Source organism: Streptomyces sp. NBC_00075 (assembly GCF_045041225.1).
In the GTDB taxonomy this organism is placed as follows: Bacteria; Actinomycetota; Actinomycetes; order Streptomycetales; family Streptomycetaceae; genus Streptomyces; species Streptomyces adonidis.
Window position 1 is genome coordinate 10384716 of record NZ_CP108243.1, and the last position, 21915, is coordinate 10406630.

The following is a 21915-nucleotide window of genomic DNA, read 5'->3' on the forward strand; positions in this document are numbered from 1 at the left end:
CGGCCGCGCACGGCGGAGGACCCCCGCCTGCTCCGGCGCATCCCCGGCCGCTGTCAGGGCCTCGCACGGCGTGAACAGTCCGGGCCCCTCCTCCGCCCCAGCCAGCCCCGCTCGACCAGCCGCTTCAGTTTCGACCGGAAGCCTTACACCTTGCTTTTGTCCGTCGACAGGCCCAGCGCGGCACGCAGGTGATGCGCCCGCATCGGATGCACCGCGTCCTGGGGAACCTCGACGATGTCCCGGTACGAACCCGGCAGCACCTCTATCCCCAGCCCGGGCGTCCACTGCGGCACCAGCCGCACCCCGACCGGCGAGCCCGCCGGGGACCGGTACTCCTCAACCCCCGCCCCGCCGGCGTCCGCTTCCGCCCCGGCAGCCGTGACCGTGCCGTCACCGGACAGGATCTCGGTCATCGTCTCCCGCGTGATCTCCAGCCGGGACAACACCCCCTCCCGCTCAGCAAGACACCTGCTCAACTCCCCGATCCTGTCCCACAGTTCGGCAATCTCCTCCCGCGCGGCAGCCTCCCGCCGATCGAGCTCCTCCAGCCACGACAACCATCGCCGCCTCCAAGACCACGTCCTCGGACACGACAATCCGCCGTCCGACCACACACGGCAGCAGCGCACGGCATCACCAGCTCACTGCAGAAGAGTTACACCCTGTTCCTTTCAGGTCCTTCCCACGGGGCAGACCACTTCAAGGCGTCTTCACACATCGCTGCCGAAATGGCGTCAGCGGTGTCAGTGGCGGCGGGTCGGCTGCCAGCCCTCGCGGGGCACCGCCGCGAGGAGGTCGCGGGTGTATGCGTGCTCCGGGGCGGTCAGCACCTGGTCGGTGGCGCCGCGTTCCACGACGCGGCCTCGGTGCATGACGATCAGCTCGTCGGTCACCTGCTGGGCGACGGCCAGGTCGTGAGTGACGAAGAGGTAGCTGATGCCGAGTTCTTCACGCAGGTCGGCGAGGAGGTTGAGGACTTGGGCCTGGATCGACACGTCCAGCGCGGAGACCGCCTCGTCGAGTACGAGGATCTTCGGGCGGGACACCAGGGCGCGGGCGATGGCTGCCCGCTGGCGCTGTCCGCCGGACAGGGCACTCGGTGTCGAATGTGCCATCCGGGTGTCCAGGCCGACGCGGTCGAGAAGTTCGGTGGCGCGGCTGCGGCGCAGGTCGCGGTCAGGTTCGTGGAGGCGCAGAAGTTCATCGATGCCGTCGCCGACGGTCTGGCGCGGGTCGAGGGAGGCGTACGGGTCCTGGAAGACCAACTGGACCCGGCGTGCCTGGCGGAGCCGCTCGGCGCGGCTCGGGCGGGCGGCGGTCCGGCCGGTGGGCACGGGTTCGCCGGAGATGCTGATCGTCCCGGCTGTCGGGGTCTCCAAGCCTACGAGCATCCGGGCGACCGTGGTCTTGCCTGAGCCGGACTCGCCGACGACGCCCATGGAACCCCCGGGAGCGAGAGCGAGGGAGACATCGTCGACGGCGACCCGGTGGCCGGGGAATTCCTTGCGCAGGCCGGTGGCCTCCAGGACGGGAGTAGTCATGAGGTCGTCTCCAGGAGGGTTCCGGCCGCGGCGAGTTCGGCCACACGATGGCAGGCGACCAGGTGACTGCCGTGTGCTTCGAGACGCGGGCGCTCCGTACGGCAGCGCTCCTCGGTGAAGGCGCAGCGGTCGGCGAAGACACAGCCAGGGCCGGCTTCGAAGGCAGACACGGGCCGGCCTGGGAGGCTGACCGGGCGAGACCGGGTGCCAATCGCCGGCCGCGAGCGCAACAGGCCTGCTGTGTAGGGGTGCTGCGCGGTTCGGTGCAGGCCCTTGGAGGGCGCAAGCTCGACGATGGTGCCGGCGTACATCACCGCGATGCGGTCGGTGACCGCCGCGGCCAGGTCGAGGTCGTGGGTGACAAGGACCATGGCGAGTTGATGCCGTCGGCGTTGCTCGTCGAGGATGGCCATGACCTCCTGCTGGGTGGTCACGTCGAGTGCGGTGGTCGGTTCGTCGGCGAGCAGTAGCCGGGGGCCGGCGGCGAGGGCTGCGGCGATCATGACGCGCTGGAGCAGCCCGCCCGAGAGCTGGTGGGGATGCTGGCGCAGCCGCTGTTCCCCGTCCGGGATGCCGACGTCGGCAAGGTGCCCGACCACCCGATCGGCGGCCTGCGCACGCGGTACGCCTCGGGTGCGGACCAGGACTTCAGTGAGGAAGTCCCCGACGGTACGCACGGGGTTGGCGGCGGCTCGCGGATCCTGCGGGATCATCGCCACCTGGCCAGACCGGAACGCGCGCAGCTCGCGCGGGTTCATGGCGGTTACGGAGCGCCCGTCGAAGGTGACGTCCCCCGTCGTACGGGCTCCTGTGGGCAACACGCGCAGCACAGCCTTGAGGCTCATGGACTTGCCCGAGCCGGACTCCCCGACCAGGCCCAGGGACTCGCCGGGCCGGACGGCGTACGACACGTCGTGCAACACGGTCCGCTTCCCCGTCAGGTCGATGCGCAGGCCGCTGATGTCGAGCAGGGGCTGTTCTGCCGTGGGCGCGTTCATGCGCGTACTCCCGCCGTGTCCGAGTCGCTCGCCCGCTCACCGATCGTGTTGACGGCGAGGACGACGAAGATGATCAGCAGCCCTGCCGACAGCGACTGCCAGGGCGCTCCGCCGAGCAGCGCGGACTGGCCCTGGGACACCATCAACCCCCATTCGGAGTCGGGCGGTTGGACCCCGAGACCCAGATAGGAGACGGCCGCGAGGTCGACCAGCGCCGAGCCGAAGGCGATCGCGGACTGGGCGCGGATCACCGGCCACACGGCCGGGGTGAGGTGGCGCAGGCAGATCGCCCAGCCGCCGAGGCCGTGGGTGCGCAGCGCCTCGACGTACGCAAGGTTGCGTTCGCGGACGGCGATGGTGCGGGTGACACGCGCGATGTACGGGGTGTATGCGAGAGCGAGCGCGGTCACCGGGGCGAGGAAGCCGGTGCCGATCATGGCGACGGCCAGGACGGACAGCAGCAGGCCGGGGAAGGCGAAGAAGAAGTCGAGGATCCGGCTGATCACCGCGTCGAACCAGCCGCCCAGCCACGCCGAGGCGATACCGAGGGCTGTGCCCAGGACAGTGGCCGCCGCGATGATCAGCGTGGGGCCGAGCAGGCTGAGCCGTGCGCCGTACAGCAGCCGCGAGAGCACGTCCCGCCCCAGCTCGTCCGCACCCAGCCAGTGGGCAGACGATGGGCCGGAGTTGGCGGCCAGGATGTCGGTCGCAGCCGGGTCGTACGGGGCGATCTGCTGGGCGAGTACGGCGGCGAGGGCGAGGAGCAGCAGGAATGCGCCGAGGACGGCGGACACGGCGTCGACACGTGGGCGGCGGCCCCGCGACGCGGGGAGAGCGAGGGTGGTCGCCGTCATCGGGCCTGCCTTTCACGGGGTTGAGCCTCGGCGGTTGGGCCGGCACCGGTCTTCGCCTTGGCGGTCGCGGCGCGGATGCGGGGATCGAGTGCGCGGTGCAGGAGGTCGGTGGCGGTGGTCGTGACGATGAATGCGGCCACCATCAGCAGGCTGATCGCCAGGACGACGTTGCTGTCCTTGTTGGCGACGGACTGGACGAGGAAGGAGCCGAGGCCTCCGATACCGAAGGCCTGTTCCACCACGACGGTGCCCGCGATGAGCCCGGCGACCGCGAGCCCGGACACGGTGGTGATCTCGGGGGCCGCGTTGCGCAGCGCGTGTCGCCGGAAGACGCCGACTGGGCTCAGGCCCCGGGAGCGGGCGATGGTCACGTGTTCCTGCGAGAGGCTCTCCCGCAGCGCGGCGCGAACCACTTGTGAGAGGTACGCCGCCCAGGACAGAGCCAGTGCGAGGGCGGGCAGGATCAGGCCGCGCACGTCGCCGACACCGGTGGAGATGGCGGGCAGCCAGCCCAGCCAGAGGGCGAAGACCTGGATGAGCAGGGTCGCCGCGACGAAGGACGGCACCGCGACCCCGACCCCGGAGAGCATGGTCAGGGCGGCGGAGCCGGGGCGGCTCAGCGCCCCCGCGATACCCGCCCCGATGCCGCCCACCAGGATGAGCAACGCGGTCAGGCCGACCAAGGCCAGGGTCTGGCCGACGCGGGGCCCGAGAAGGGAGGAGACGCTCTGCTGGTACTGAAGCGACAAACCGAAGTCGCCGTGCAGGCAGCCCTCAAGCCAGTGCAGATAGCGCAGCGGCAAGGGCTGGTCGAGGCCGTTGGCGTGGCGGATCACTGCGATCTGCGCGTCCGTCGCCTTGGAGCCGGCGAGCCGGGAGGCGGCGTCGCCGGGAGAGGCTTCAAGTGCGACGAAGATGGCGATGCTGGAGGCGAGCAGGGTCACCAGGGCGCCCAGGGCGGTGCGGAGTGCGGAGCGCATCGTCGTCTCCTCGCGCTACTACTTCGCCGAGCCGATGACGGCGAGCGAGGGTTGGAAGATCGCGGCGGTGGTGAGCGGGGCCCCGGTGACGCGCTTGTTGAGGTAGGTGACCTCGTTGATGCTGAGCAGCGGGACGGACCAGGCGGCCGCCTCGTACCGGGCCTGCGCCCGGACGATGTACTCGGCGCGTTTGGCGGCGTCCGTGGTCTGCCTCGCCTTGGCGATCAGGTCGGCGGTCTTGGCGTCGTTCCAGCCGATCCAGTTGAACTGGCCGTCCGGCACCGGGCCGAGGGCGAGGTAGTCCAGCGGGTCGGCGACGCTGAGGAAGCCCTTGGTAAGCATGAAGTCGATGCCCGCCCGTTCCTTGGGATCGTAGAAGGCGGTGCTGAACTGGAGCGGCTGCATCTGCTTGATCTGGACCTTGAGTCCGATCTTGCGGGCCTGTTCCTGGATCAGGGTGACGGTGGTGACCTCAGTGGCGTCGCCCGCCTGCACGCCGATCGTCACGGTGGAGCCCTTGAGCGGGCTCTTGGCCAGTTCCTGCTTCGCAGCGTCGGCGTCGCCGCCGGGGGCGGGCTTGTCGAGCTTGTCGTAAGCGGCTTGGAAAGTCTGCTTGGCTTCCGTGTCCCAGCCCGACGACGGGACGAACGTGTAGAGCGGGGAGGCACTGTTGCGGAAGACGACGGTGGCGAGGGCCTTGCGATCGATCATCTTGGATAGGGCCAGCCGTATGTGCTCGTCCCTGCCCGCGGGGGTGTCATTGGGGGCCAGCTGGTACGAGCCGAGGCCCGAGCCCTGGTGGATCGCGCCGGTCGTCGCGCCCGTGAGGGCTGGTATCGCGGCGGCGGGGACACCGAAGGCACCGTCGAGCTGGCCGGACTTCAGGCCGAGGGTCAGGTTGGTGGTGTCGGTGACGAAGGAGACGTCGACCTTGGCGGCGCGGGCGCGGAAGGCCTTGTCCCAGTAGGAGGCGTTCCGTACGAGGGTGATGCTGGTGTTGGCCTTCCAGCCGGAGAGCTTGAACGGCCCGGTGCACATGACGCCATTCGCGCCCTTGCCGTACGCGGCGCCCTTCTCCTTGATGAAGTCGGCCTTGGCGACGACTCCCGACGTGGCCGCCATCTCCTTGTTGAACAGCTCGTCCGGCTGCTTGAACTTCACCGTCACCTCCAGCGGGCCGGTGGCCTTGATCGCAGTGACGTTGACGAAGTTGGGGAAGTTGTTGGAGGCAACCTTCTCGTCGACGTTGCGGTTCAGGCTGTAGGCCACGTCGGCGGCGGTCAGGGCGGAGCCGTCCCAGAACTTCACCCCCGAGCGGATCTTGTAGACCAGGGTGGTCGGGTCCGGGCTTCTCCAGGAGGTCGCCAGGCCGGGTGCGTACGAGAGGTCGGCTCTCATCCTGACGAGGGTGTCGCAGAGGTTGGCGACGATCACGTTGGAGCTGTAGTCCCCGGCGCGGGTGTAGTCCAGGCTGCCGGGCTCCCCTGCGGGCAGATCCCAGCGCAGGGTGCCGATGTCGCCCTTGGCGGTGGGCGTAGTAATACCGACGGAGAGCGAGGCCCCCGAAGAGGCGTCGCCACCGGAGCCGGTCGAGGGCTGGGCGCCTGTACACGCGGTGAGTCCCAGCAGGGGGACGGCGGCCAGGAGGGGCCAGCGGGATGCGCGGTGCTTCGGGGACACAAAAGCCTCCCAGAGAAGGGTGGGGTGCGGCATGAGGCCGGAGACGGCCGGAGGAGGGCCTGTCCCGCTCGTCGCGGTTCCCCGACAGTGACAGCACCCGAATACCTTGTCAACGATGACAAAGTAACGACCAGGTTTCTCCACCCCTGCCGCAAGACATCACACTCGTGGCGTCGCCGCACCGTTTGCGCTGGCGGTGACCGCCCCCAACTGTGCGACCAATGCCTCGCCGGCCACCCGGATCAGCCCACCGGAGGCGAGCGCCCTGTCGAGGTCCGACATCATCGCGTTGCCGAGGGCGAGGCAGAGCAGGCCGTACGCAGTGCCGCGCCGCATGGCAGGCGCGCTGTCCGGGAACTCCGCGGCCAGCCCCGAGTCGATCGCGCCCAGCATCATCCGGTAGCCGGACATCATCGCCTCACGCAGAGTCTCATCGCTCTGACCTGCCCTGATGAGCTCCAGGATGACCGCACTCTCGTCGCCCACCCCGAGGAACCAAGGCCCGAACAGGTAGTCCATGGCTACTCCGAGGCGCCGCTCGGGCGGCGCCTGCTCCACGGCGGCGGCGAAGGCCCGGTCGTCGCGCTCCTGCACCCACTCCACGACCGCGAGCAGTAGGTCGTCCCGGTTGCCGACATAGTGCCGGATGTGGCTGCGGCTCAGCCCTGACTCCTCAGCGATCTTCTCCAGAGTAGCCCCGGCCAGCCCGTGCCTGGCCAGGCAGCGGCTCGCCGCCTCCAGCACCTGCTGCCGCCGCTCGGCGACCAGACTCCGACGCCCCATGGCCGATGTGCCTCCCCTGCGATCCGAGCACCAGATGAGCCGAAGCATCGCACACCCCGTCGAGCCGGCCCTTGGGGGAAGCATTTTGTTTGTCGGCATTGAAAAACTAAACTCTAGGTGTCACTGTGTGCAAAGCCGTCGGGTTTCCCGCCCGCGCCTCCACCCCACTCCCATCTGAGGCTGCCTGTGAACGCGCCCTTCGCGCCCCACGCGTCTTCCACGCCCTCCGCGTCGTTCGCGTACTTCGAGACCGTCACGCCCGCGCCCGTCGATCCCTCCGCCCTACCCTTCAAGGTCCGGATGCGCGACGGCGTACGACTGGCCACCGACGTCTACCTCCCTGACAGCCAGTCAGCCGATGAGCCCGGCCCGACCATTCTGGTCCGGCTGCCGTACGACAAGTCCGGGACGTATGCCGCGCTCCCTCTCATCGCCCGCCATCTGACAGGCCGCGGCTATCGCGTCGCCGTCCAGGACGTGCGTGGGAAGTTCCGCTCCGAGGGCGAGACACTGCTATTCGTCAATGAGGTCCACGACGGCTACGACACCCTGGAGTGGATCACCCACCAGACCTGGTCGGACGGCATCGTCGGCATGTGGGGCGACTCGTACTACGGCTACACCCAATGGGCCGCCGTGGCGAGCGGGCATCGCGCTCTTCGCGCCATCGCGCCCCGGGTCACCGGCACCGAACTCGGCCAGGTCGTCGAAAACCCGGACGGCACACGGGATGTCGAGATGGGTATCCACCTCGGCTATATGGCCACCCACTACGTGGGACCAGATACCTACGAGTGGGAACCGGACCCAGCCCGCCGGCCGCTGATAGCCCCCTTCGAGGAGTTCTTCCAGACGCTGGGCCGCCGCTCACCCTCGTTCGACATCGCGTTCCCGCAGGAGGTACGGCTGCGGCGCTGGCCCGAAGGGCACCCCTTCGACCACCGCGCCGTCCCCGTCCTGCATACCGTCGGCTGGTATGACAACTGCGCCCCCTGGCACTGGCGCGACATCGAGGAACTCACCCGCCGTCCCGACTGGGCAAACCAGCAGTACCTGCTGATCGACGCCATCGACCACGAGAACTACCACCTCAAGGGCGCCCCGTACGACGACGAGTCGACCGACCACGCACTCAGCGAGGACGCGTTCCGCACCCTCCTGCCGGGATACCTCGACCCGGCCCTGGACTTCTTCGACGTCTTCCTGCGGCGTCAGGGCAGCCCCGCCGACCTGCCGCGCGTGCGCTGGCACCTCGTCCACGGCGACGAGGAGGACTTCCGGACGGATGCCGTCTGGCCGCCGACCGGCAGCCAGGCCCTCACTCTCCATCTGGCACCCGGGGCAGCAGCCCCGGACGGAGACACGCCCGGCCTGCTCAGCCCGACCCCACCCGCGGACCTCAACACGGCGATCTGGACCCATGACCCGGAAGACCCGGTGCCTTCGGCTGTCCCCAACGCTTTCGCCTACCTCCAGACCAACCCTCGACTGCACGACTGGTCCAAGCGCGGCGACATCCTGGTCTTCGACGCCGAACCGGCCGCCTCCCCCCTCGACTTGGCGGGGCCGGTATCCCTCGACCTCGCGCTTACCACGACCGGACCGTCCACCGATCTCTTCGTCAAACTGCTGGACGTCCACCCAGACGGCGAAGCCGAACTCGTAGCCCAAGGTCGCGTCCATATCGACACCCCGAGCAGGCGGCTGACACTGCCCCTCGGTCACGTCGGATACCGGCTCCACCGCGGCCACCGACTGCGGCTGCACGTCCACAGCAGTGACTTCCCCGAGTTCGTCCTCCACCCCGGCACCGACGAGAACCCCTGGCTCGCCACCCACACGAATATGACGACCCAGCAGATCCAGCTGGGCGGCAACGGCGGAGCGCGACTCAAGTTGACCGCCACGTCGACAGGGCATCTGGACGACGCGGCGCGGTCATGAACTGCGCGCAGGGACGCAGCACGGCCGACAACGCACGAGACGCCGGACACCGGCCGGGGGTCCGGATCGGCGCCTGGCGTTTCGATGCGTGCGAAGGGGCTACCTCTTCGTCAGCGGTGTGACGTCGACCTGTTCGATCACCGGCGCTAGGGGCGAAGTGCAACTGGAGTACTAGTACTCCAGTTGCACTTCGCCATATGCCCTGGTCGCGGGGCCCTTTCGGAGTCTAGTCGACTGACGCTGTATCAGGTTGGGACAGGGCCATCGTGCGCTCCTCCGGTTGAACTGCCCGTTCACCAAGGAGACTTGCGCGATTGTCTGCTCTCTGCCCTGTTCAGGGAGCAGGCGGCGGAAGCAGATGCACACCCCTGGCAGACACCCGCGCGTTTCCGACCTGCGCCAGATCGCCGCTGTGAGCGTGAGGATCCGGCACAGGACGCGGGCCGCCACCCCCGCCGGGCCTTGCCGCAGTATCGTTCCAGGTCGAGCTGTCCCTTGAGGCTCTGGTCGATCGACTCGATGGCCTGCCGCAGCGGCTTGAACAGGTGTGCCCCGGCCCGTTCGGTCTTTCCCTTGATGGCTGGCCGCAGCAGCTCAAGGTGATGCTCGGCAGTTCGCTGTCGAGGGGCATCGAGCCAATCCTGCGGAGCTCTGTTCAACACCTCGAGAAAGACCGCCTCGCGAGATTAGAAGTAGCGCAGAACGTCCGACTTGGCCAGCCCCGCCCTGCGGCTGGGTTCGCTCAGGCTGACATCCGCCGCCAGCTTGACGGCGAGCAGATCTTCGGCGGCGTCCAGGATTGCCCGTCGGCGCTGCTCGGGCTGCGGGCCCGCTGGAATTCACTGCCTTGAATCTGACTCATGCCCCTTCCCTTCCTTGGCCCTTCCTGAAGTCTGCCGTGCCGACATTCCAAAGTATCAGACCCGCAGTCTCTTGCCGAAAGACCGTCGGTCCGTTAATGTGGAGCCCGTAAGGGACCATCGGTCCTTTGCGGGGGTGAGGGCTTCAACCCGCCCGCAACGCAAGCTGAAAGCGAGATGCACCATGACGTCGTCGTTCGACAAGCTCTTCATCGGAGGTCACTGGGTCGAGCCAGCCGGATCGGAGGTCATCGAGGTTCATTCCCCGCACGACGGTTCCCTGGTGGGTACGACTCCGCATGCCAGTCCGGCGGACGTGGACGCTGCGGTGGCCGCCGCCCGCGAGGCGTTCGACCACGGCCCGTGGCCCCGGATGGCCCCCGAGGAGCGGCAGAAGGTGGTTGCCCGCTTCCACGAGGTGCACACCGCCCGCGCTTCCGAGCTCGCCACCCTGGTCACTTCGGAGAACGGCTCACCGGTCGCCGTGACCGGCGGGCTGCACAACTACGTGATCCCCGAGCAGACCGCGGCCTACCTGCGTGCCGCGGAAAACCTGCAGTGGGAGGAGAAGCTGCCGTCCGGCGGTCTGCTGCGCCGCGAAGCGGTCGGTGTCGTCGCCGCCGTCATTCCGTGGAACGCCCCGCACCAGTCGGCCCTGGTCAAGCTCGTGCCCGCCCTGCTGGCCGGCTGCACGGTCATCCTGAAGGCGTCGCCCGAGACCCCGATCGACTCACTGGCGCTCGCCGAGATCTTCGCTGAGGCCGGCTTCCCCGAGGGCGTCGTCTCGGTCCTGCCCGCCGGCCGTGAGACCAGCGAGTACCTGATTGCCCACCCAGGCGTCGACAAGATCGCCTTCACCGGTTCGACCGCTGCCGGCCGCAGGATCGCCTCCATAGCGGGCGAGCACCTCAAGCGGGTCAGCCTGGAACTCGGCGGCAAGTCCGCCGCGATCATCCTCGAGGACGCCGACCTCGACGCCGTCGCCCAGGGCCTGAAGTTCAACTCCCTGGCCAACAACGCCGAGAACTGCCAGGCCCACACTCGGATCCTGGCCCCGCGCAACCGCTACGAGGAGGTCGTCCAGGCGCTCAAGACCATGATCGAAGGGCTCGCCGTGGGCGACCCGTCCGACCCGGCCACCTTCATCGGCCCCATGGTCCGTGCCGGCCAGCAGCAGCGCGTGCGTTCCTACATCGAGCTCGGCATAGAGGAGGGCGCCCGCCTTGTCACCGGCGGCCCGGAGGTCCCCGAAGGACTGGAGGGCGGCTTCTACGTCAAGCCCACCCTCTTCGCCGATGTCGACAACTCCATGCGCATCGCCCGCGAGGAGATCTTCGGTCCCGTCCTGGTCGTCATCCCCTTCGACGACGAGGACGACGCGGTCCGCATCGCCAACGACTCCGACTACGGCCTGGGCGGCGGCGTATGGTCCGCCGACACCGAGCGCGCCCTCAACGTGGCCCGCCGCGTCCGCACTGGCCTGCTCCTGGTCAACGACGCGCCGGTTCCGATGGACGGCCCGTTCGGCGGATTCAAGGCCAGCGGCATAGGCCGCGAGTTCGGCGCCGTCGGGCTGGGCCAGTACATCGAGTACAAGACCATCGGCGTCTGACCCCGGCCTGCGCGCGTGGGCCGGTCAAGGCCCCGCCCACGCGCGCGGCAAGGCCTCGTGCCGCTGGGTGCAGAGCGTGTCGTACGCCCGGCCAGGCCGGACCTCTGTCCGCATGAGCCATCCGGCAAACGCAGCCATCGATGAGCACCCAGCCCACGGATGGCCCTCAGTGTGACACCTGGCCCCGTACCCTCTCGGCGGCCAGACCCCCGATCCGACCGCGTCGCTGATTGCCCCTTCCGGCAAGGAGCAGCCCCCACGTCCCTCTTCTCCGCCCGCTCGCCCGGGCACTCCAGAGCACATCCGCCCCCAGCCGACGCCCGAGGTGACCTACCCGGAGATCCCCGGACGCACGAAGCAGCTCACCATTCCCACCAGCCAGGGCGACGCGGAGTGCACCGTTTACTACCCGCCTCAGGACCTGGACACCATTCCCCGGTCTACGTCAACTTCCACGGCGGCGGCTTCGTCATCTCGGCCACCCCCGAGCTGGACGACCCGATGTGTCGCTACCTCGCGGCACATGCGCCCGCCGCTGTCGTCAACGTCGACTACCTCGTCGCACCGCAGCACCCCTGGCCGGCCCCGGGTCATCACCTGCGAGTACGACCCGTTTCGCGATGAGGGAGGTCGTACGCCGAAAGGCTGCGTGCCACCGGCGCACTCCTGGAGCACCGCGACCTCAAGGGCGTCGACCACGCCTGCGACATCCTGGGCAAGGACACGGAACCAGCCCGCGACATGTACGACCTGATCGCGCAGTACATCGCGAAAGTCCAGGCCGCATACCCCCGCGCAGTGCAGACTGTTGGTCTTTTGACATCAGACTGACGGTCCCTTACGTTGGGGGGATCCCAAGGGGCCGGCGGTCTGCAATCCGGGGCGGTGCGGCACTGCCACCCGCAGCCCAACTCAAACAGGACGAGAACTCTCATGTCCAAGGTCTGGTTCATCACCGGAAGCTCTCGCGGCCTGGGCCGCGCATTCGCCGAGGCAGCGCTGAAGGCGGGCGATCAGGTCGTCGCCACCGCCCGCAAGCCGGCCCAACTCGAGGACCTCGTCGCCCGTCACGGAAGCCGCATCCTGTCGCTGGCGCTCGACGTCACCGACAACGACGACGTCCTGGACGCAGTGCGGCAGGGTCTGGAAGCCTTCGGCCGCTACGACGTCGTCGTCAACAACGCTGGTTACGGCGACATCGCGTCCATCCAGGATGTCGACCTCGATGCCTTCCGCGCCCAGATCGACACCAATTTCTACGGAGTGGTACAGGTCACGAAGGCCGTGCTGCCGATTCTTCGTAAGCAAGGCTTCGGTCACATCTTCCAGGTCTCCTCCGTCGGCGGCCGGATCGGTTCGGTGGGGCTGAGCGCCTACCAGAGTGCGAAGTGGGCGGTCGGCGGCTTCTCCACCGTCCTTGCCCAGGAGGTCGCCCCGCTCGGCATCAAGGTCACCGTCCTGGAACCCGGCGGCATGCGCACCGACTGGGCCGGGTCATCCATGACCATCCCTCCGATCAGCGAGCCGTACGAGCAGACGGTAGGCGCATTCGCCAGCCGGCTCAGGGCCTCCTCCGGCTTGGAGGAGTCCGACCCCGCGAAGGTCGCCGAGGTCGTGCGCACGCTTGCCGGTCGCGAGGACGCTCCCGTCCGGATCGTGCTCGGCACCGACGCCTACCAGTACGCGCAAGCCGGCGCCCGGAGCCTCGCCGAGTCCGACGCCAAGTGGCGCCATGTTTCCGAGTCCGTCGCCGTCTAGCACCCGCCGGGGCGGCTTTGGTGAACGGGCCCGCCAGACTGCCCCGATCTCGCAGCCCCATCCCGGGCCGTCAGCTCAGCTCGAAGGAAGCGCATCATGTCGCGAGACAACGAATTCCAGAACAAGGTCGCTCTCGTCACCGGAGCGGGCACCGGCATGGGAGCCGCCACAGCCATCCTGCTCGCCGAACGCGGGGCCCAGGTGACCCTCGTCGGCCGCCGGGAGCAGCCACTGCGCGAGGTGGAGGAGGCCATCGTCAAGGTCGGCGGCGAAGCGCTCGTCGTAACCGCCGACGTCTCCGACCCTGAAGCCGTCCAGAACGCGGTCACCAGCACGGTGGACCGATTCGGCGCCCTGCACTACGCAGTCAACAACGCCGGGATCGGCAGCGAGAGTCACGACCTGCCCGACATGCCCATGGAGGTGTGGGACTCCACCCTCGGGATCAATCTGTCGTCCATCTTCTACGGCATGCGCTCCCAGCTGCCTGCCATCGAAGCCTCGGGCGGGGGCGCGATCGTGAACGTCTCCAGCGTGTACGCGGACCGTGCCCTGCCGATGCGTGCCGCCTACGCCACGTCCAAGCACGCCATCCGCGGTCTCACCCGCGTGACCGCCCACGACTGGGCAGCCCGCGGAATCCGCATCAACGAGCTCCAGCCCGGCGTCATCGAGACCCCGATGCTCGGCGGCGCGGGCGCCGAAGAGCTGAAGGCCATCAGCTCAGGAATCGCCGCCCGGCGCGTCGGCGAGCCTCGCGAGATCGCGACTGCAGTCGCCTTCCTTCTCTCGGACGACGCCTCCTACATTACCGGCGCCCACTTGGCCGTCGACGGAGGCTTCCTCACCTGAGGGGGACGGTCAGCCCCGACAGGCGGAGGCGCTCCGCCTCCGGTGCATGCGACTTGGGCCTGGCCTCGGCAGTCGCTGACCGTCATCTGCCCGACGGACTCCGGTTCCACGTGGCCGCAGGGCACACACTCCAGCCCCGCCTGCCACCCGTGCAAAGAGGAACGAGCATGACCACACCCGCCGGGATCGACCGAGCCGCACCGCCCTGCTCCTGATGGACTACCAACCCGCCATCCTGCAGACCCGGCCTGACGCCGAGTCACTCGTCGAGCGGGGGTAGACAGTGCAGCTGTCGGGGCGACGGGTGTACACGGGTGGATGCGAGCCTTCGCGACCGACGCTCCTCTTGCGCTCTTCAAAAAGGCTGAAATTAAGAGACCGTCAGTTTGATGGCAAGAGACCTATAGTCTGTAGCATGGGGATATGACGACTTTCCAGCGTGCGCGCAGCGAGGAGCAGCGTGAGGTCCGGCGGCGGGCGATCCTCGACACTGCGGCAGCGATGCTTGAAGAGATGTCGGTGAGCGAGATCAGTCTCAATGAGCTGAGCCGACGCGTGGGCCTGGCGAAGTCCAATGTGCTGCGCTACTTCGAGTCGCGTGAAGCAGTCCTGCTGGAGCTCCTGGACAGTGCGTGGAAGCAGTGGACGGCCGAACTCCCCGAGCAACTGGCCGTCGGAATCGACCCGGACGGTTCGGTGTGGCAGCGTGGCGAAGAGCTCGCCGCTGTCGTGACCCGTTCCTTCGCGCAGTACCGGGTGTTCTGTGATCTGCTCAGCGCCCAGGCCGGCGTCCTGGAGCACAACGTCTCCGCCGAGGTGGCCGCCCGGTACAAGAAGGCGGCTGTCGACAACGTCATCGCCCTGGCCACGCCCGTACGCCAGCATGTGCCCGAACTCGGCGACCGGGCCGAACAACTGTGTGCCCAGGTACTCATGGTGGCCGGCACTGTGTGGACCTACGCCCGGCCCTCCCCGGCCATGCTCGCCGCGTACGACGCCGATCCCTCAGTGGCAGCCTTGCGCATAGACTTCACCGCCACTCTTGAGGAGATGCTGAACACCCTCATCGCTGGCACACTCGCCCGGGAAGCTCACTGACCACCGCGCAGGCCGGCCCTCGTCAGCCGGGGCGCCGACGGGTCTCGCTCCCGACACCGGCTCCCGGCCTTCACTCAACTCCCGGGAGCGGCCATGCGTGTGGTCATCTTCGGAGCGTCTGGATCAGAGCATCGACGACATCCTGGTCGTCGGACGTGCACCCCTGCACCTGCGCCATCCGAAGGTTCACGAGATCATCCACGCGGACTTCACCGACTTCAGGGCGAGCCAGCGCGAGTTCGAGGGAGCCGACGCCTGCTTCTTCCGTCCTCGGCATCTCCTCGTCCGGCAGTGGTGAGGAGGAGTACACCCGGGTCACGCACGCCTACACCCTGGCCGCCGCACGCGCCGTGAGGTGGGCGCGAACAACCCAGACCTGGCCTTCGCCTTCGTAGCGGGCGGGACCGACAGCACAGGAGCGGGCCGTTCCACGTGGTCCAGGGGCAAGGGCCTAGCGAGAACGAGCTGCTGGCGATGCCGTTCCACGCCTACATGTTCCGGCCTGCTTACATCCGGCCCCGGAGCGACGCCGTCTCGAAGACAGCCCCCTACCGGCGGACGTACCGCTTCACAGCGTGGCTCTATCCCCTGCTGCGCCGGATAGTACGCAAGCACATGACGAAGACCGAACATCTGGGACGCGCCGTGATCGCCGTCGTGGGCCCTGTCCACGAACAGTAGCCCCTCCGTGCTCTACAGCCCTGACATCGACCGCTTCGGTGCTCCCGCCAACACGGTCGCTCACGCTCGGGTGACCGGTGGCGCCATCTGAGGCCACTGGCCATCGCTGTGCGTGGTCGGCGACTCCCCTGGCGCGGCGTGGCCAGACCGTGAGACAGAAACCGGTCACGGCGGCGGGTCCCGCGAACGTGGTGGCGCCGGGCTGCTCCTGTACCGCGCCCGCGGTGCCGCAAGAGACATGTACGGTTGACGCCTCAACGATTCACCGCGGAAAGAGTGGGGGCGTGCCTCGGAGAACACAGGCCGATACCGCCCGGGCACACGAGACAGCGCGTCCTTCCCCCGTTGCCCCGTGGGGGGAGAGCGCTCAGCCCTCCCTCCCTCAGCTCCCTGATCCGGGACTGCGGCTCAATCGGAAGGTGACGTGCCAGTGAGAGGCAAGAAGAACGCGAGTGAGCGGGATGGCCGCCCCCGGCCCGAGCCGATGCTGCAGCGCGAGGGAAGCAGCCGTCTCACGTTGCTGACCGGAAGCGTGGCAGCGGGCGCCGTTCTGGCTGCGGTTCCCGTCATCGGTCCGGCACGAGCGCAGCCGCAGCCGCCCACACCCACCGTTCGTTGACCCGCAGAGTCGCCTTGCGGGTCAACAGCCAGGCCAGCACCGTCGACCTCGACGTTCGCACCAGCCTGCTGGACGCATTGGCGGCACTGCCTCTCATCCGTGAGGCGCTGCAGGCCGAAGCCTCCCCACAAATCCGTAAACATGGCCACCGTCGGCGGAAGCATCCTGCAGCGTGTGTGCTGCACCTGACTTCGGGCTGCCGGAGTTTGCCTGCGACCGGCGCGATCCCGGCCGCGCGTGTGCCTCCCACGGCGGCGGCTCCAAACAGGCATTTTTCGACGGGACCGCCTCCTGCATGGCCGTACACCCTTCGGACCTGGCGGTGGCGTCGGCCGCGCTGGAAGCCGTGGCCCTCGTCGCCGGGCCGAGCGGCATCCGCCAAGACCCCATGGGGTCCTTCCACCGGCTGCCCGCGGAGATCCCGCGGCAGGAGACCACGCCCGCCAGCACGGGCGGCACTCGCACCACCTGAAATTTCGTGACCACGCACCGTTCGTATTCGCGCTGGTCCCCGCGTTATGCTCCGTGCCTTGTGCGATCTCGTGTGTATGGCACATGTTTCGGCTCGGGCGCGTTGCACCGAGCGGACAGGACTCGGCAGCCAGCTCTACGGGATGCGACAGAGCCCCTGCGACACGGGTGCGGCCGGAGCCTGTCCGACAGCCGCGATGCCGGGTGCGTCCACGCTTAGCGGTGGCGCGTCGCAGATGTTTACGGACTCCTCGGGCGTGGCCGCCGCATCCCGTGTGGCTGCGTGGCGGTGTGCTCCAGGACGAGGCCGCGCCTGGCCCGCCGCCCCAGGCGGCCGCATGGCCTGGCTGTTGCCGGCCGGGGCGCCGCGCGGGGTGTGTCTGCGGCAGGGCGCCGGGCGGCGGCGTGCCGTGGTCGCGCGGCCCGGTCCGGGCCCACCATCGCCTGTCGTGGACACCGGATCCGCCATGGTCTCCGAGCGCGCCGGCCCGTCGGCATACGTGGAGGTGCGACGGCGGCGGGTGCGCACCACCAGAAGAACGACCAGGGTCACCGCCGCGGCGGCACCGGCCCCGGCGACACCGGCGGTGCGGATGAGCTTTTCGGCCGAGGCGCCGAGGAAGTACCCGGCGAGGACGCTTGCCGTCCCCCAGAGGACCGAGGCCGCCGAGCTGTAGAGAAAGAACCGGCGGAAGGGCATGCCGACGGCTCCTGCGGCGAACGGCAGAAAGGACCGTACGAAGCCGATGAACCGGCCGGTGAAGACGGCGGCCCCACCGCGGCGCAGCAGGAAGTCCTGGGCGCGGTCGATGCCGCCGCCGGGCCGGATCCGTCGGCGCAGCCGTTCGGCGCTCGGCCGGTGCTCGTACCAGTGGCCGAGGGCGTAGCCAAGGCTGTCGCCGGTGATGCCCCCGCCGATCACGGCTGCGGTCAGCAGGACCGGGTCGAGGTCACCGCGCCCGGCCAGGGCGGCGGCGAGCAGGATGATGGTTTCGCCGGGGAGGAGCAGGCCGATGAAGGCGCTGGTCTCTCCGGCGGTGATGGCGAACACCAGCACGTACGTCCACAGGCCGGCGGCCTCGATGAAGTCGGTGGGGATCATGGTGATCACCCGGCCCTGCGAAGCGGCGTCGGCTCCGCGGCGGGAAATGCCGGCGGTTCGGACCGAACAAGCACCAGCGGCTGTGCGGGCACTGGTTCAGGTGCGGATTCGGGCACCGGGAGCGGCGGAAGACCGCGCAGCCGGGCAGGTGCCGTTGGGGGTGCCGAGGCCGAGTCGACTGCGGTCGGGCTCGTCCTCCGGGTCGGCAGGTGCGCTGCGGCGTACCAGCTCACGGCAGCCAGGGCCGCTCCCGCGACGGCGTCGAGCGGCAGGTGGCCGGCGGTCAGCACGACCGCGGTGTCCATGGACAGCGTGAGTGCCACCGCCACCACACGGACCCAGGTCCTGCGCGTGGCGGCGAGGACCGCCAGCGTGATCAGCAGGTTCAGTGCCACGTGGAGGCCGGGCAGCGTCGCGTACTGATCGACGAGGGCGGTGGTGTCCAGGACGGGGTACGCATCCGACCGCACCGGACCCCTGCCGGTGTCGGCGGCCGGGGCGATGGCGAAGAGCGTGAGCCCGATGGCGCCGGTCAGCACTATCGCCGTGGTGATCCGTACGTAGACCCGGTGGTGACGGGGGGCCAGCCACAACAGGGTGAGCGCGACGACCGGCCAGTGACCGTAGGAGTAGATCCAGTCGAGCGCCTGGGTGACGGCGTGGTCGACGGTCGCCAGACTCCGCTGGACGGTTTCCCGGCCGGGATGCGGGATCCGCTCGGCCGCCGTCACCAGACCGGCGCTCCTCTGCGTGGCGTTCGGACTGCCATCGGTGAGCGCCCACATCCCGACGTAGGCGAGTGCCGTTGCGACGGAGACGCCCATCGGCAGGATGAACCGGCGCACCGATGTGTGCCGCGCGTCGGCCGCCCGCAGCGGACGGTGCAGCGGGTGACCGGTGACCACGTCGTACAGCAGATGCCGGGCATGCTGGGCGCATGGCGCCGTGGAGCTCATCGCCGGACTCCCGCGCCTTCGGGCCCGGGCACTTCGGCGGCAAGACCGGCCACCCGGTGCCATCCGTCCTCGTACGCCTGCTGCTCGGCGCGTACGACGTGCAGTACGGCGTTGATCAGGGCGAGGTGGGTGAGTGCCTGGGGGAAGTTGCCGAGATGGCGTCCGGTGCGCGGGCTGAGTTCCTCGGCGTAGAGCCCGAGGGGACTGGCGGCTGCCAGCAGCCGCTCGCACAGCGCGCGTGCCCGGTCGCCCTCACCGATCTCGGCGAGGGCCGAGACGAGCCAGAAGGAGCAGGCGAGGAAGCTGCCCTCGTCGCCTTCGAGTCCGTCGTCGGTGGTCTCGGTGCGATAGCGCAGGACCAGGCCGTCCTCGGTGAGTTCGTCGGCGATGGCCAGGACGGTGGCGCGCAGCCGCGGGTCGTCGGGCGGCAGGAACCGGAACAGCGGCAGCAGCAGGAGGGAGGCGTCCAGGCCGTCGGAGCCGTACGACTGGGTGAGCCGGCCGGACGCGTCGACGGCGCGCGCGAGTACGTCGGCATGGATCTCGTCCGCGGCGGAGCGCCAGCGGTCCGCGCGTGCGGTGTCACCGCGCAGGGCGGCGAGCCGCGCGCCTCGGTCGGCGGCCACCCAGCACATCACCTTGGAGTGGGTGAAATGGCGGGGTTCGCCGCGGACTTCCCAGATGCCGCGGTCCGGCAGCCGCCAGCGCGCCAGGGCGGCCTCCACGGCGACCTGGACGAGGCGCCAGGAACGTTCCGAGAGCGCGTCACGGCCGCGGGTGTGCTGGTAGACGCAGTCGACGACGGCACCGTAGATGTCGTGCTGGTCCTGGTCGTACGCGGCGTTGCCGATGCGGACCGGGCGGGAGCCGTCGTAGCCCGACAGGTGGTCGAGGAGGCTCTCCGCCGCCTCCCGTGCGCCGTCCACGCCGTACAGGACCTGCAGTTCACCCACGGTCTCGCCGCCGTCGAGAGTGTCGGCGAGGAAGGCCAGGAAGTCGTCGGCCTCGGTGTCCAGGCCCAGGCCGTGCAGCGCCCAGAGGGTGAAGGAGGCGTCGCGGATCCACGTGTAACGGTAGTCCCAGTTGCGTTCGCCGCCCGGCTGTTCGGGCAACGAGGTGGTGGAGGCGGCGAGCAGGGCGCCGGTGGGCGTGTAGGTGAGAGCCTTGAGCGTGAGGGCGCTGCGCTGCAGGGGCTCGCGCCAGGCATGGTCGGGGAACGCCGCCGCGTCCAGCCATTCGCGCCAGAACCTCTCGGTCTGCGCCAGGGACTCCCGGGCTTCTCCGAGGTCGGCGGGCAGGGGGCGGGTGCCCCAGCCGAGGGTGGCGTAGCAGGACTCCCCGGCCTGCAGCCGATGACGTGCGTGGACCGCCCGGCCGCCGATTCCGAGCCGCAGGTCTCCGGCGAGGCGCAGGGTGACCGGCCCGGGTGTGGTCGTGGCGGCCTCGTCGTAGCCGGCTCCGGTGTACTCCCACGTGGCGTCGGTACGGCCGTAGTCGAAGGAGGGCTCGCAGTCCAGGGCGGTCTCGACACTGCCGTACACGCAGGTGGCGATCCGTATCAGGACGTGGTCGGCGTCGAAGTCGCCGGGGGTGCGGCGGTGCAGCGCGGAGCGTTCGCGGGTGCGGTGCCAGGGGCCGACGGCGAGGAAGTCGGTGACGACGAGCCAGCCGGTCCGGGTCTGCCAGGTCGTCTCCAGCACCTTGGTGCCCGGCAGATAGCGGCGGCTGGCAGGCACCTGGGTGTCGGCCGGGCCCAGCCGGAACGATCCGGCGGAGCGGTCGAGCAGGGTGCCGAACACGCTCGGGTCGTGGGGGCGGGGCAGACACAGCCACTCCACGGCTCCGCCGGGAGCGACCAGGCAGGTGTTCTCGCAGTCGGAGAGCACGACGTAGTCGGCGATGGCGGGAAAGGCCGAGGGGGCCGCGGCCGGCCCGTACGTCGTCTCGCCAGCCTCTGCCGGAGCCTGCAGGTACGGCCGGTGCGCCGAGCGGGCGGACCACAGCGGGACGACGCTGCCGTCGTCCGCCGTGCTGCCGGTTTCCCCGGACGGAGAGGGTGGGTGGTTCACGCCTGCCTCCTGAATCGGCCCTGGGAGCCTTCTAAGGCACCGAGACCCCAGTTGATCCTGTCGAGGCAAGGTAACTGGAGGTGTATTTCCATTTATTCCCCAGTGTGGCGTGGTTCACTCGATCGATCACGGGAACCTGTCATCGTCTTGCGCTTCCGGATATATGGAGAGTAGCTTCCACTTGTCGGTGAGTGGCTGGACGGCCGGACCGCTGCCGAACGGGAACCGAGGAAAGGACTGCCCCATGACCGTCGCTTTCGTCTTCCAGGGCGGTGCCGGCCTCGCCGCGGTGCAGGTCGGGATGGTTCGCGCGCTGACCGACGCCGGTATACGGCCCGACATCGTGGTGGGCTCGTCCGCGGGAGCGCTCAACGCCGTCGCCTTCGCACAGGATCCGACCGAGCGAGGTCTCGATGAGCTGCGGCGGCTGTGGGTCGGCGTACGGCGCAGTGATGTGTTCCCCGTCAGTCTCCGATCCCTGGCAGCCGGACTGACCGGGCGCGGGGACGGCCTGGTGGCGTCGGACGGGCTGCGGTCACTGATCGAGCGCGGCCTGCGCGTGCGCGATCTGCGGGACACCGTGATCCCTGCGCACGTGGTCGCCACCGACGCCCTGACGGGTTCGACCGTGCTGCTCTCCCACGGGCCCGCGGCCCAGGCGCTGCTGGCCAGCGCGGCGATCCCCGGGATCCTGTCGCCGGTCGAGCGCGACGGACGGCTGCTGATCGACGGCAGTATGTCTGCGGACATCCCGATCCTGCAGGCTGAGGCGCTCGGGGCGACGACGAGTTACGTACTTCCTTCGCTCGTCCCTGCGAGCCCGGCGGGAGCGCCGAGCGGGGCGCTGCCGATCCTCCTGCGGACCATGGGCATGCTGCTGGACCGCACCGCTACCCGTGATCTCGCCGCCGCGCGCGGAGATGTCCATGTGCTGCCTGCGCCCAGCCTGCGCGGAGTGACCCCGCTGGACTTCCGGCATGGTGTCGAGCTCATGCGCCTGGGGCGCGAGACTGCCCTGGGCTGGCTGGCCGAGCGTGCGGGAGCCGCTGCCTGAGCC

The 21915-nt window shown here is 69.3% G+C and carries 20 protein-coding genes; 10 read left to right on the top strand and 10 right to left on the bottom strand.

The genetic code is table 11. The features are described from left to right. Positions 1-143 precede the first annotated feature (143 nt). The 7 genes from OG787_RS45440 to OG787_RS45470 form a co-directional block, all read right to left on the bottom strand. Positions 144-557 (bottom strand): hypothetical protein, encoded by a 414-nt coding sequence (locus OG787_RS45440; RefSeq protein WP_405539295.1) that lies wholly within the window; start codon positions 555-557, stop codon positions 144-146. Between the two features lie 186 nt (positions 558-743). Continuing rightward, on the bottom strand, positions 744-1541 hold the full coding sequence (locus tag OG787_RS45445) for an ATP-binding cassette domain-containing protein (RefSeq protein WP_405539296.1): 798 nt from the start codon (positions 1539-1541) through the stop codon (positions 744-746). Further along, a complete protein-coding gene (locus tag OG787_RS45450) occupies positions 1538-2539 on the bottom strand; it encodes an ABC transporter ATP-binding protein (RefSeq protein WP_405539297.1) in 1002 nt (333 codons plus the stop codon). Before OG787_RS45450 ends, OG787_RS45445 begins: the two co-directional genes overlap by 4 nt. Continuing rightward, entirely contained in the window at positions 2536-3393 is an 858-nt protein-coding gene (locus OG787_RS45455; RefSeq protein WP_405539298.1) for an ABC transporter permease, read from the bottom strand. The genes OG787_RS45450 and OG787_RS45455 overlap by 4 nt, the downstream gene beginning before the upstream one ends. Beyond that, positions 3390-4373, bottom strand: coding sequence for an ABC transporter permease (locus OG787_RS45460; RefSeq protein WP_405539300.1), 984 nt, complete (start codon positions 4371-4373; stop codon positions 3390-3392). The genes OG787_RS45455 and OG787_RS45460 overlap by 4 nt, the downstream gene beginning before the upstream one ends. Before the next feature lie 18 nt (positions 4374-4391). Beyond that, entirely contained in the window at positions 4392-6053 is a 1662-nt protein-coding gene (locus OG787_RS45465; RefSeq protein WP_405539301.1) for an ABC transporter substrate-binding protein, read from the bottom strand. 159 nt (positions 6054-6212) lie between these two features. Next, positions 6213-6836: a TetR/AcrR family transcriptional regulator gene (locus OG787_RS45470; RefSeq protein WP_405539302.1), complete on the bottom strand. Its 624-nt coding sequence runs from the start codon at positions 6834-6836 to the stop codon at positions 6213-6215. A 186-nt stretch (positions 6837-7022) separates the two neighbouring features. On the opposite strand from OG787_RS45470, the gene OG787_RS45475 reads away from it, so the two are divergent. The 9 genes from OG787_RS45475 (at position 7023) to OG787_RS45515 (ending at position 16732) form a co-directional block, all read left to right on the top strand. Continuing rightward, on the top strand, positions 7023-8780 hold the full coding sequence (locus OG787_RS45475; protein ID WP_405539303.1) for a CocE/NonD family hydrolase: 1758 nt from the start codon (positions 7023-7025) through the stop codon (positions 8778-8780). 1044 nt (positions 8781-9824) lie between these two features. Continuing rightward, positions 9825-11252 (top strand): aldehyde dehydrogenase, encoded by a 1428-nt coding sequence (locus OG787_RS45480; protein ID WP_405539304.1) that lies wholly within the window; start codon positions 9825-9827, stop codon positions 11250-11252. Between the two features lie 501 nt (positions 11253-11753). Next, positions 11754-11876, top strand: a complete 123-nt coding sequence (locus tag OG787_RS45485; RefSeq protein ID WP_405540772.1) for an alpha/beta hydrolase fold domain-containing protein — start codon at positions 11754-11756, stop codon at positions 11874-11876. A gap of 309 nt (positions 11877-12185) precedes the next feature. Beyond that, positions 12186-13010, top strand: a complete 825-nt coding sequence (locus OG787_RS45490; protein WP_405539305.1) for an SDR family NAD(P)-dependent oxidoreductase — start codon at positions 12186-12188, stop codon at positions 13008-13010. Between the two features lie 96 nt (positions 13011-13106). Then, entirely contained in the window at positions 13107-13862 is a 756-nt protein-coding gene (locus OG787_RS45495; protein ID WP_405539307.1) for an SDR family NAD(P)-dependent oxidoreductase, read from the top strand. A gap of 423 nt (positions 13863-14285) precedes the next feature. Next, on the top strand, positions 14286-14960 hold the full coding sequence (locus OG787_RS45500) for a TetR family transcriptional regulator (RefSeq protein WP_405539309.1): 675 nt from the start codon (positions 14286-14288) through the stop codon (positions 14958-14960). Positions 14961-15057: 97 nt separating this feature from the next. Further along, the gene (locus OG787_RS45505) at positions 15058-15258 is read left to right on the top strand and encodes a hypothetical protein (RefSeq protein ID WP_405539310.1); all 201 of its coding nucleotides are present in this window, start codon (positions 15058-15060) and stop codon (positions 15256-15258) included. A gap of 134 nt (positions 15259-15392) precedes the next feature. Next, positions 15393-15641 (top strand): hypothetical protein, encoded by a 249-nt coding sequence (locus OG787_RS45510; RefSeq protein ID WP_405539311.1) that lies wholly within the window; start codon positions 15393-15395, stop codon positions 15639-15641. Between the two features lie 914 nt (positions 15642-16555). Next, positions 16556-16732 carry a hypothetical protein gene (locus tag OG787_RS45515; RefSeq protein ID WP_405539312.1) on the top strand — a complete coding sequence of 59 codons (177 nt, stop codon included), beginning with the start codon at positions 16556-16558 and terminating at the stop codon, positions 16730-16732. Between the two features lie 135 nt (positions 16733-16867). Here OG787_RS45515 and OG787_RS45520 read toward each other — a convergent pair whose 3' ends face one another. The 3 genes from OG787_RS45520 to OG787_RS45530 are packed head-to-tail and all read right to left on the bottom strand — an operon-like array spanning position 16868 to position 20858. Continuing rightward, positions 16868-17833: a DedA family protein gene (locus OG787_RS45520; protein WP_405539313.1), complete on the bottom strand. Its 966-nt coding sequence runs from the start codon at positions 17831-17833 to the stop codon at positions 16868-16870. Positions 17834-17838: 5 nt separating this feature from the next. After that, the gene (locus tag OG787_RS45525) at positions 17839-18789 is read right to left on the bottom strand and encodes a phosphatase PAP2 family protein (protein WP_405539314.1); all 951 of its coding nucleotides are present in this window, start codon (positions 18787-18789) and stop codon (positions 17839-17841) included. Further along, positions 18786-20858 (bottom strand): glycoside hydrolase family 15 protein, encoded by a 2073-nt coding sequence (locus tag OG787_RS45530; protein WP_405539316.1) that lies wholly within the window; start codon positions 20856-20858, stop codon positions 18786-18788. Before OG787_RS45530 ends, OG787_RS45525 begins: the two co-directional genes overlap by 4 nt. A 244-nt stretch (positions 20859-21102) precedes the next feature. Between OG787_RS45530 and OG787_RS45535 the strand changes: the two genes are divergently transcribed. Continuing rightward, complete coding sequence (locus tag OG787_RS45535; protein ID WP_405539317.1) at positions 21103-21912, top strand: patatin-like phospholipase family protein; 810 nt, start codon at positions 21103-21105, stop codon at positions 21910-21912. Positions 21913-21915: the final 3 nt, after the last annotated feature.

What these genes read in the sequence shown, in the direction of transcription:
- OG787_RS45445 (WP_405539296.1), bottom strand. Translation starts at nt 1,541, where the DNA reads ATGACTACTCCCGTCCTGGAGGCCACCGGCCTGCGCAAGGAATTCCCC.
- OG787_RS45450 (WP_405539297.1), bottom strand. Translation starts at nt 2,539, where the DNA reads ATGAACGCGCCCACGGCAGAACAGCCCCTGCTCGACATCAGCGGCCTG.
- OG787_RS45455 (WP_405539298.1), bottom strand. Translation starts at nt 3,393, where the DNA reads ATGACGGCGACCACCCTCGCTCTCCCCGCGTCGCGGGGCCGCCGCCCA.
- OG787_RS45460 (WP_405539300.1), bottom strand. Translation starts at nt 4,373, where the DNA reads ATGCGCTCCGCACTCCGCACCGCCCTGGGCGCCCTGGTGACCCTGCTC.
- OG787_RS45470 (WP_405539302.1), bottom strand. Translation starts at nt 6,836, where the DNA reads ATGGGGCGTCGGAGTCTGGTCGCCGAGCGGCGGCAGCAGGTGCTGGAG.
- OG787_RS45480 (WP_405539304.1), top strand. Translation starts at nt 9,825, where the DNA reads ATGACGTCGTCGTTCGACAAGCTCTTCATCGGAGGTCACTGGGTCGAG.
- OG787_RS45485 (WP_405540772.1), top strand. Translation starts at nt 11,754, where the DNA reads ATGTGTCGCTACCTCGCGGCACATGCGCCCGCCGCTGTCGTCAACGTC.
- OG787_RS45490 (WP_405539305.1), top strand. Translation starts at nt 12,186, where the DNA reads ATGTCCAAGGTCTGGTTCATCACCGGAAGCTCTCGCGGCCTGGGCCGC.
- OG787_RS45495 (WP_405539307.1), top strand. Translation starts at nt 13,107, where the DNA reads ATGTCGCGAGACAACGAATTCCAGAACAAGGTCGCTCTCGTCACCGGA.
- OG787_RS45500 (WP_405539309.1), top strand. Translation starts at nt 14,286, where the DNA reads ATGACGACTTTCCAGCGTGCGCGCAGCGAGGAGCAGCGTGAGGTCCGG.
- OG787_RS45515 (WP_405539312.1), top strand. Translation starts at nt 16,556, where the DNA reads ATGGCCGTACACCCTTCGGACCTGGCGGTGGCGTCGGCCGCGCTGGAA.
- OG787_RS45520 (WP_405539313.1), bottom strand. Translation starts at nt 17,833, where the DNA reads ATGATCCCCACCGACTTCATCGAGGCCGCCGGCCTGTGGACGTACGTG.
- OG787_RS45525 (WP_405539314.1), bottom strand. Translation starts at nt 18,789, where the DNA reads ATGAGCTCCACGGCGCCATGCGCCCAGCATGCCCGGCATCTGCTGTAC.
- OG787_RS45535 (WP_405539317.1), top strand. Translation starts at nt 21,103, where the DNA reads ATGACCGTCGCTTTCGTCTTCCAGGGCGGTGCCGGCCTCGCCGCGGTG.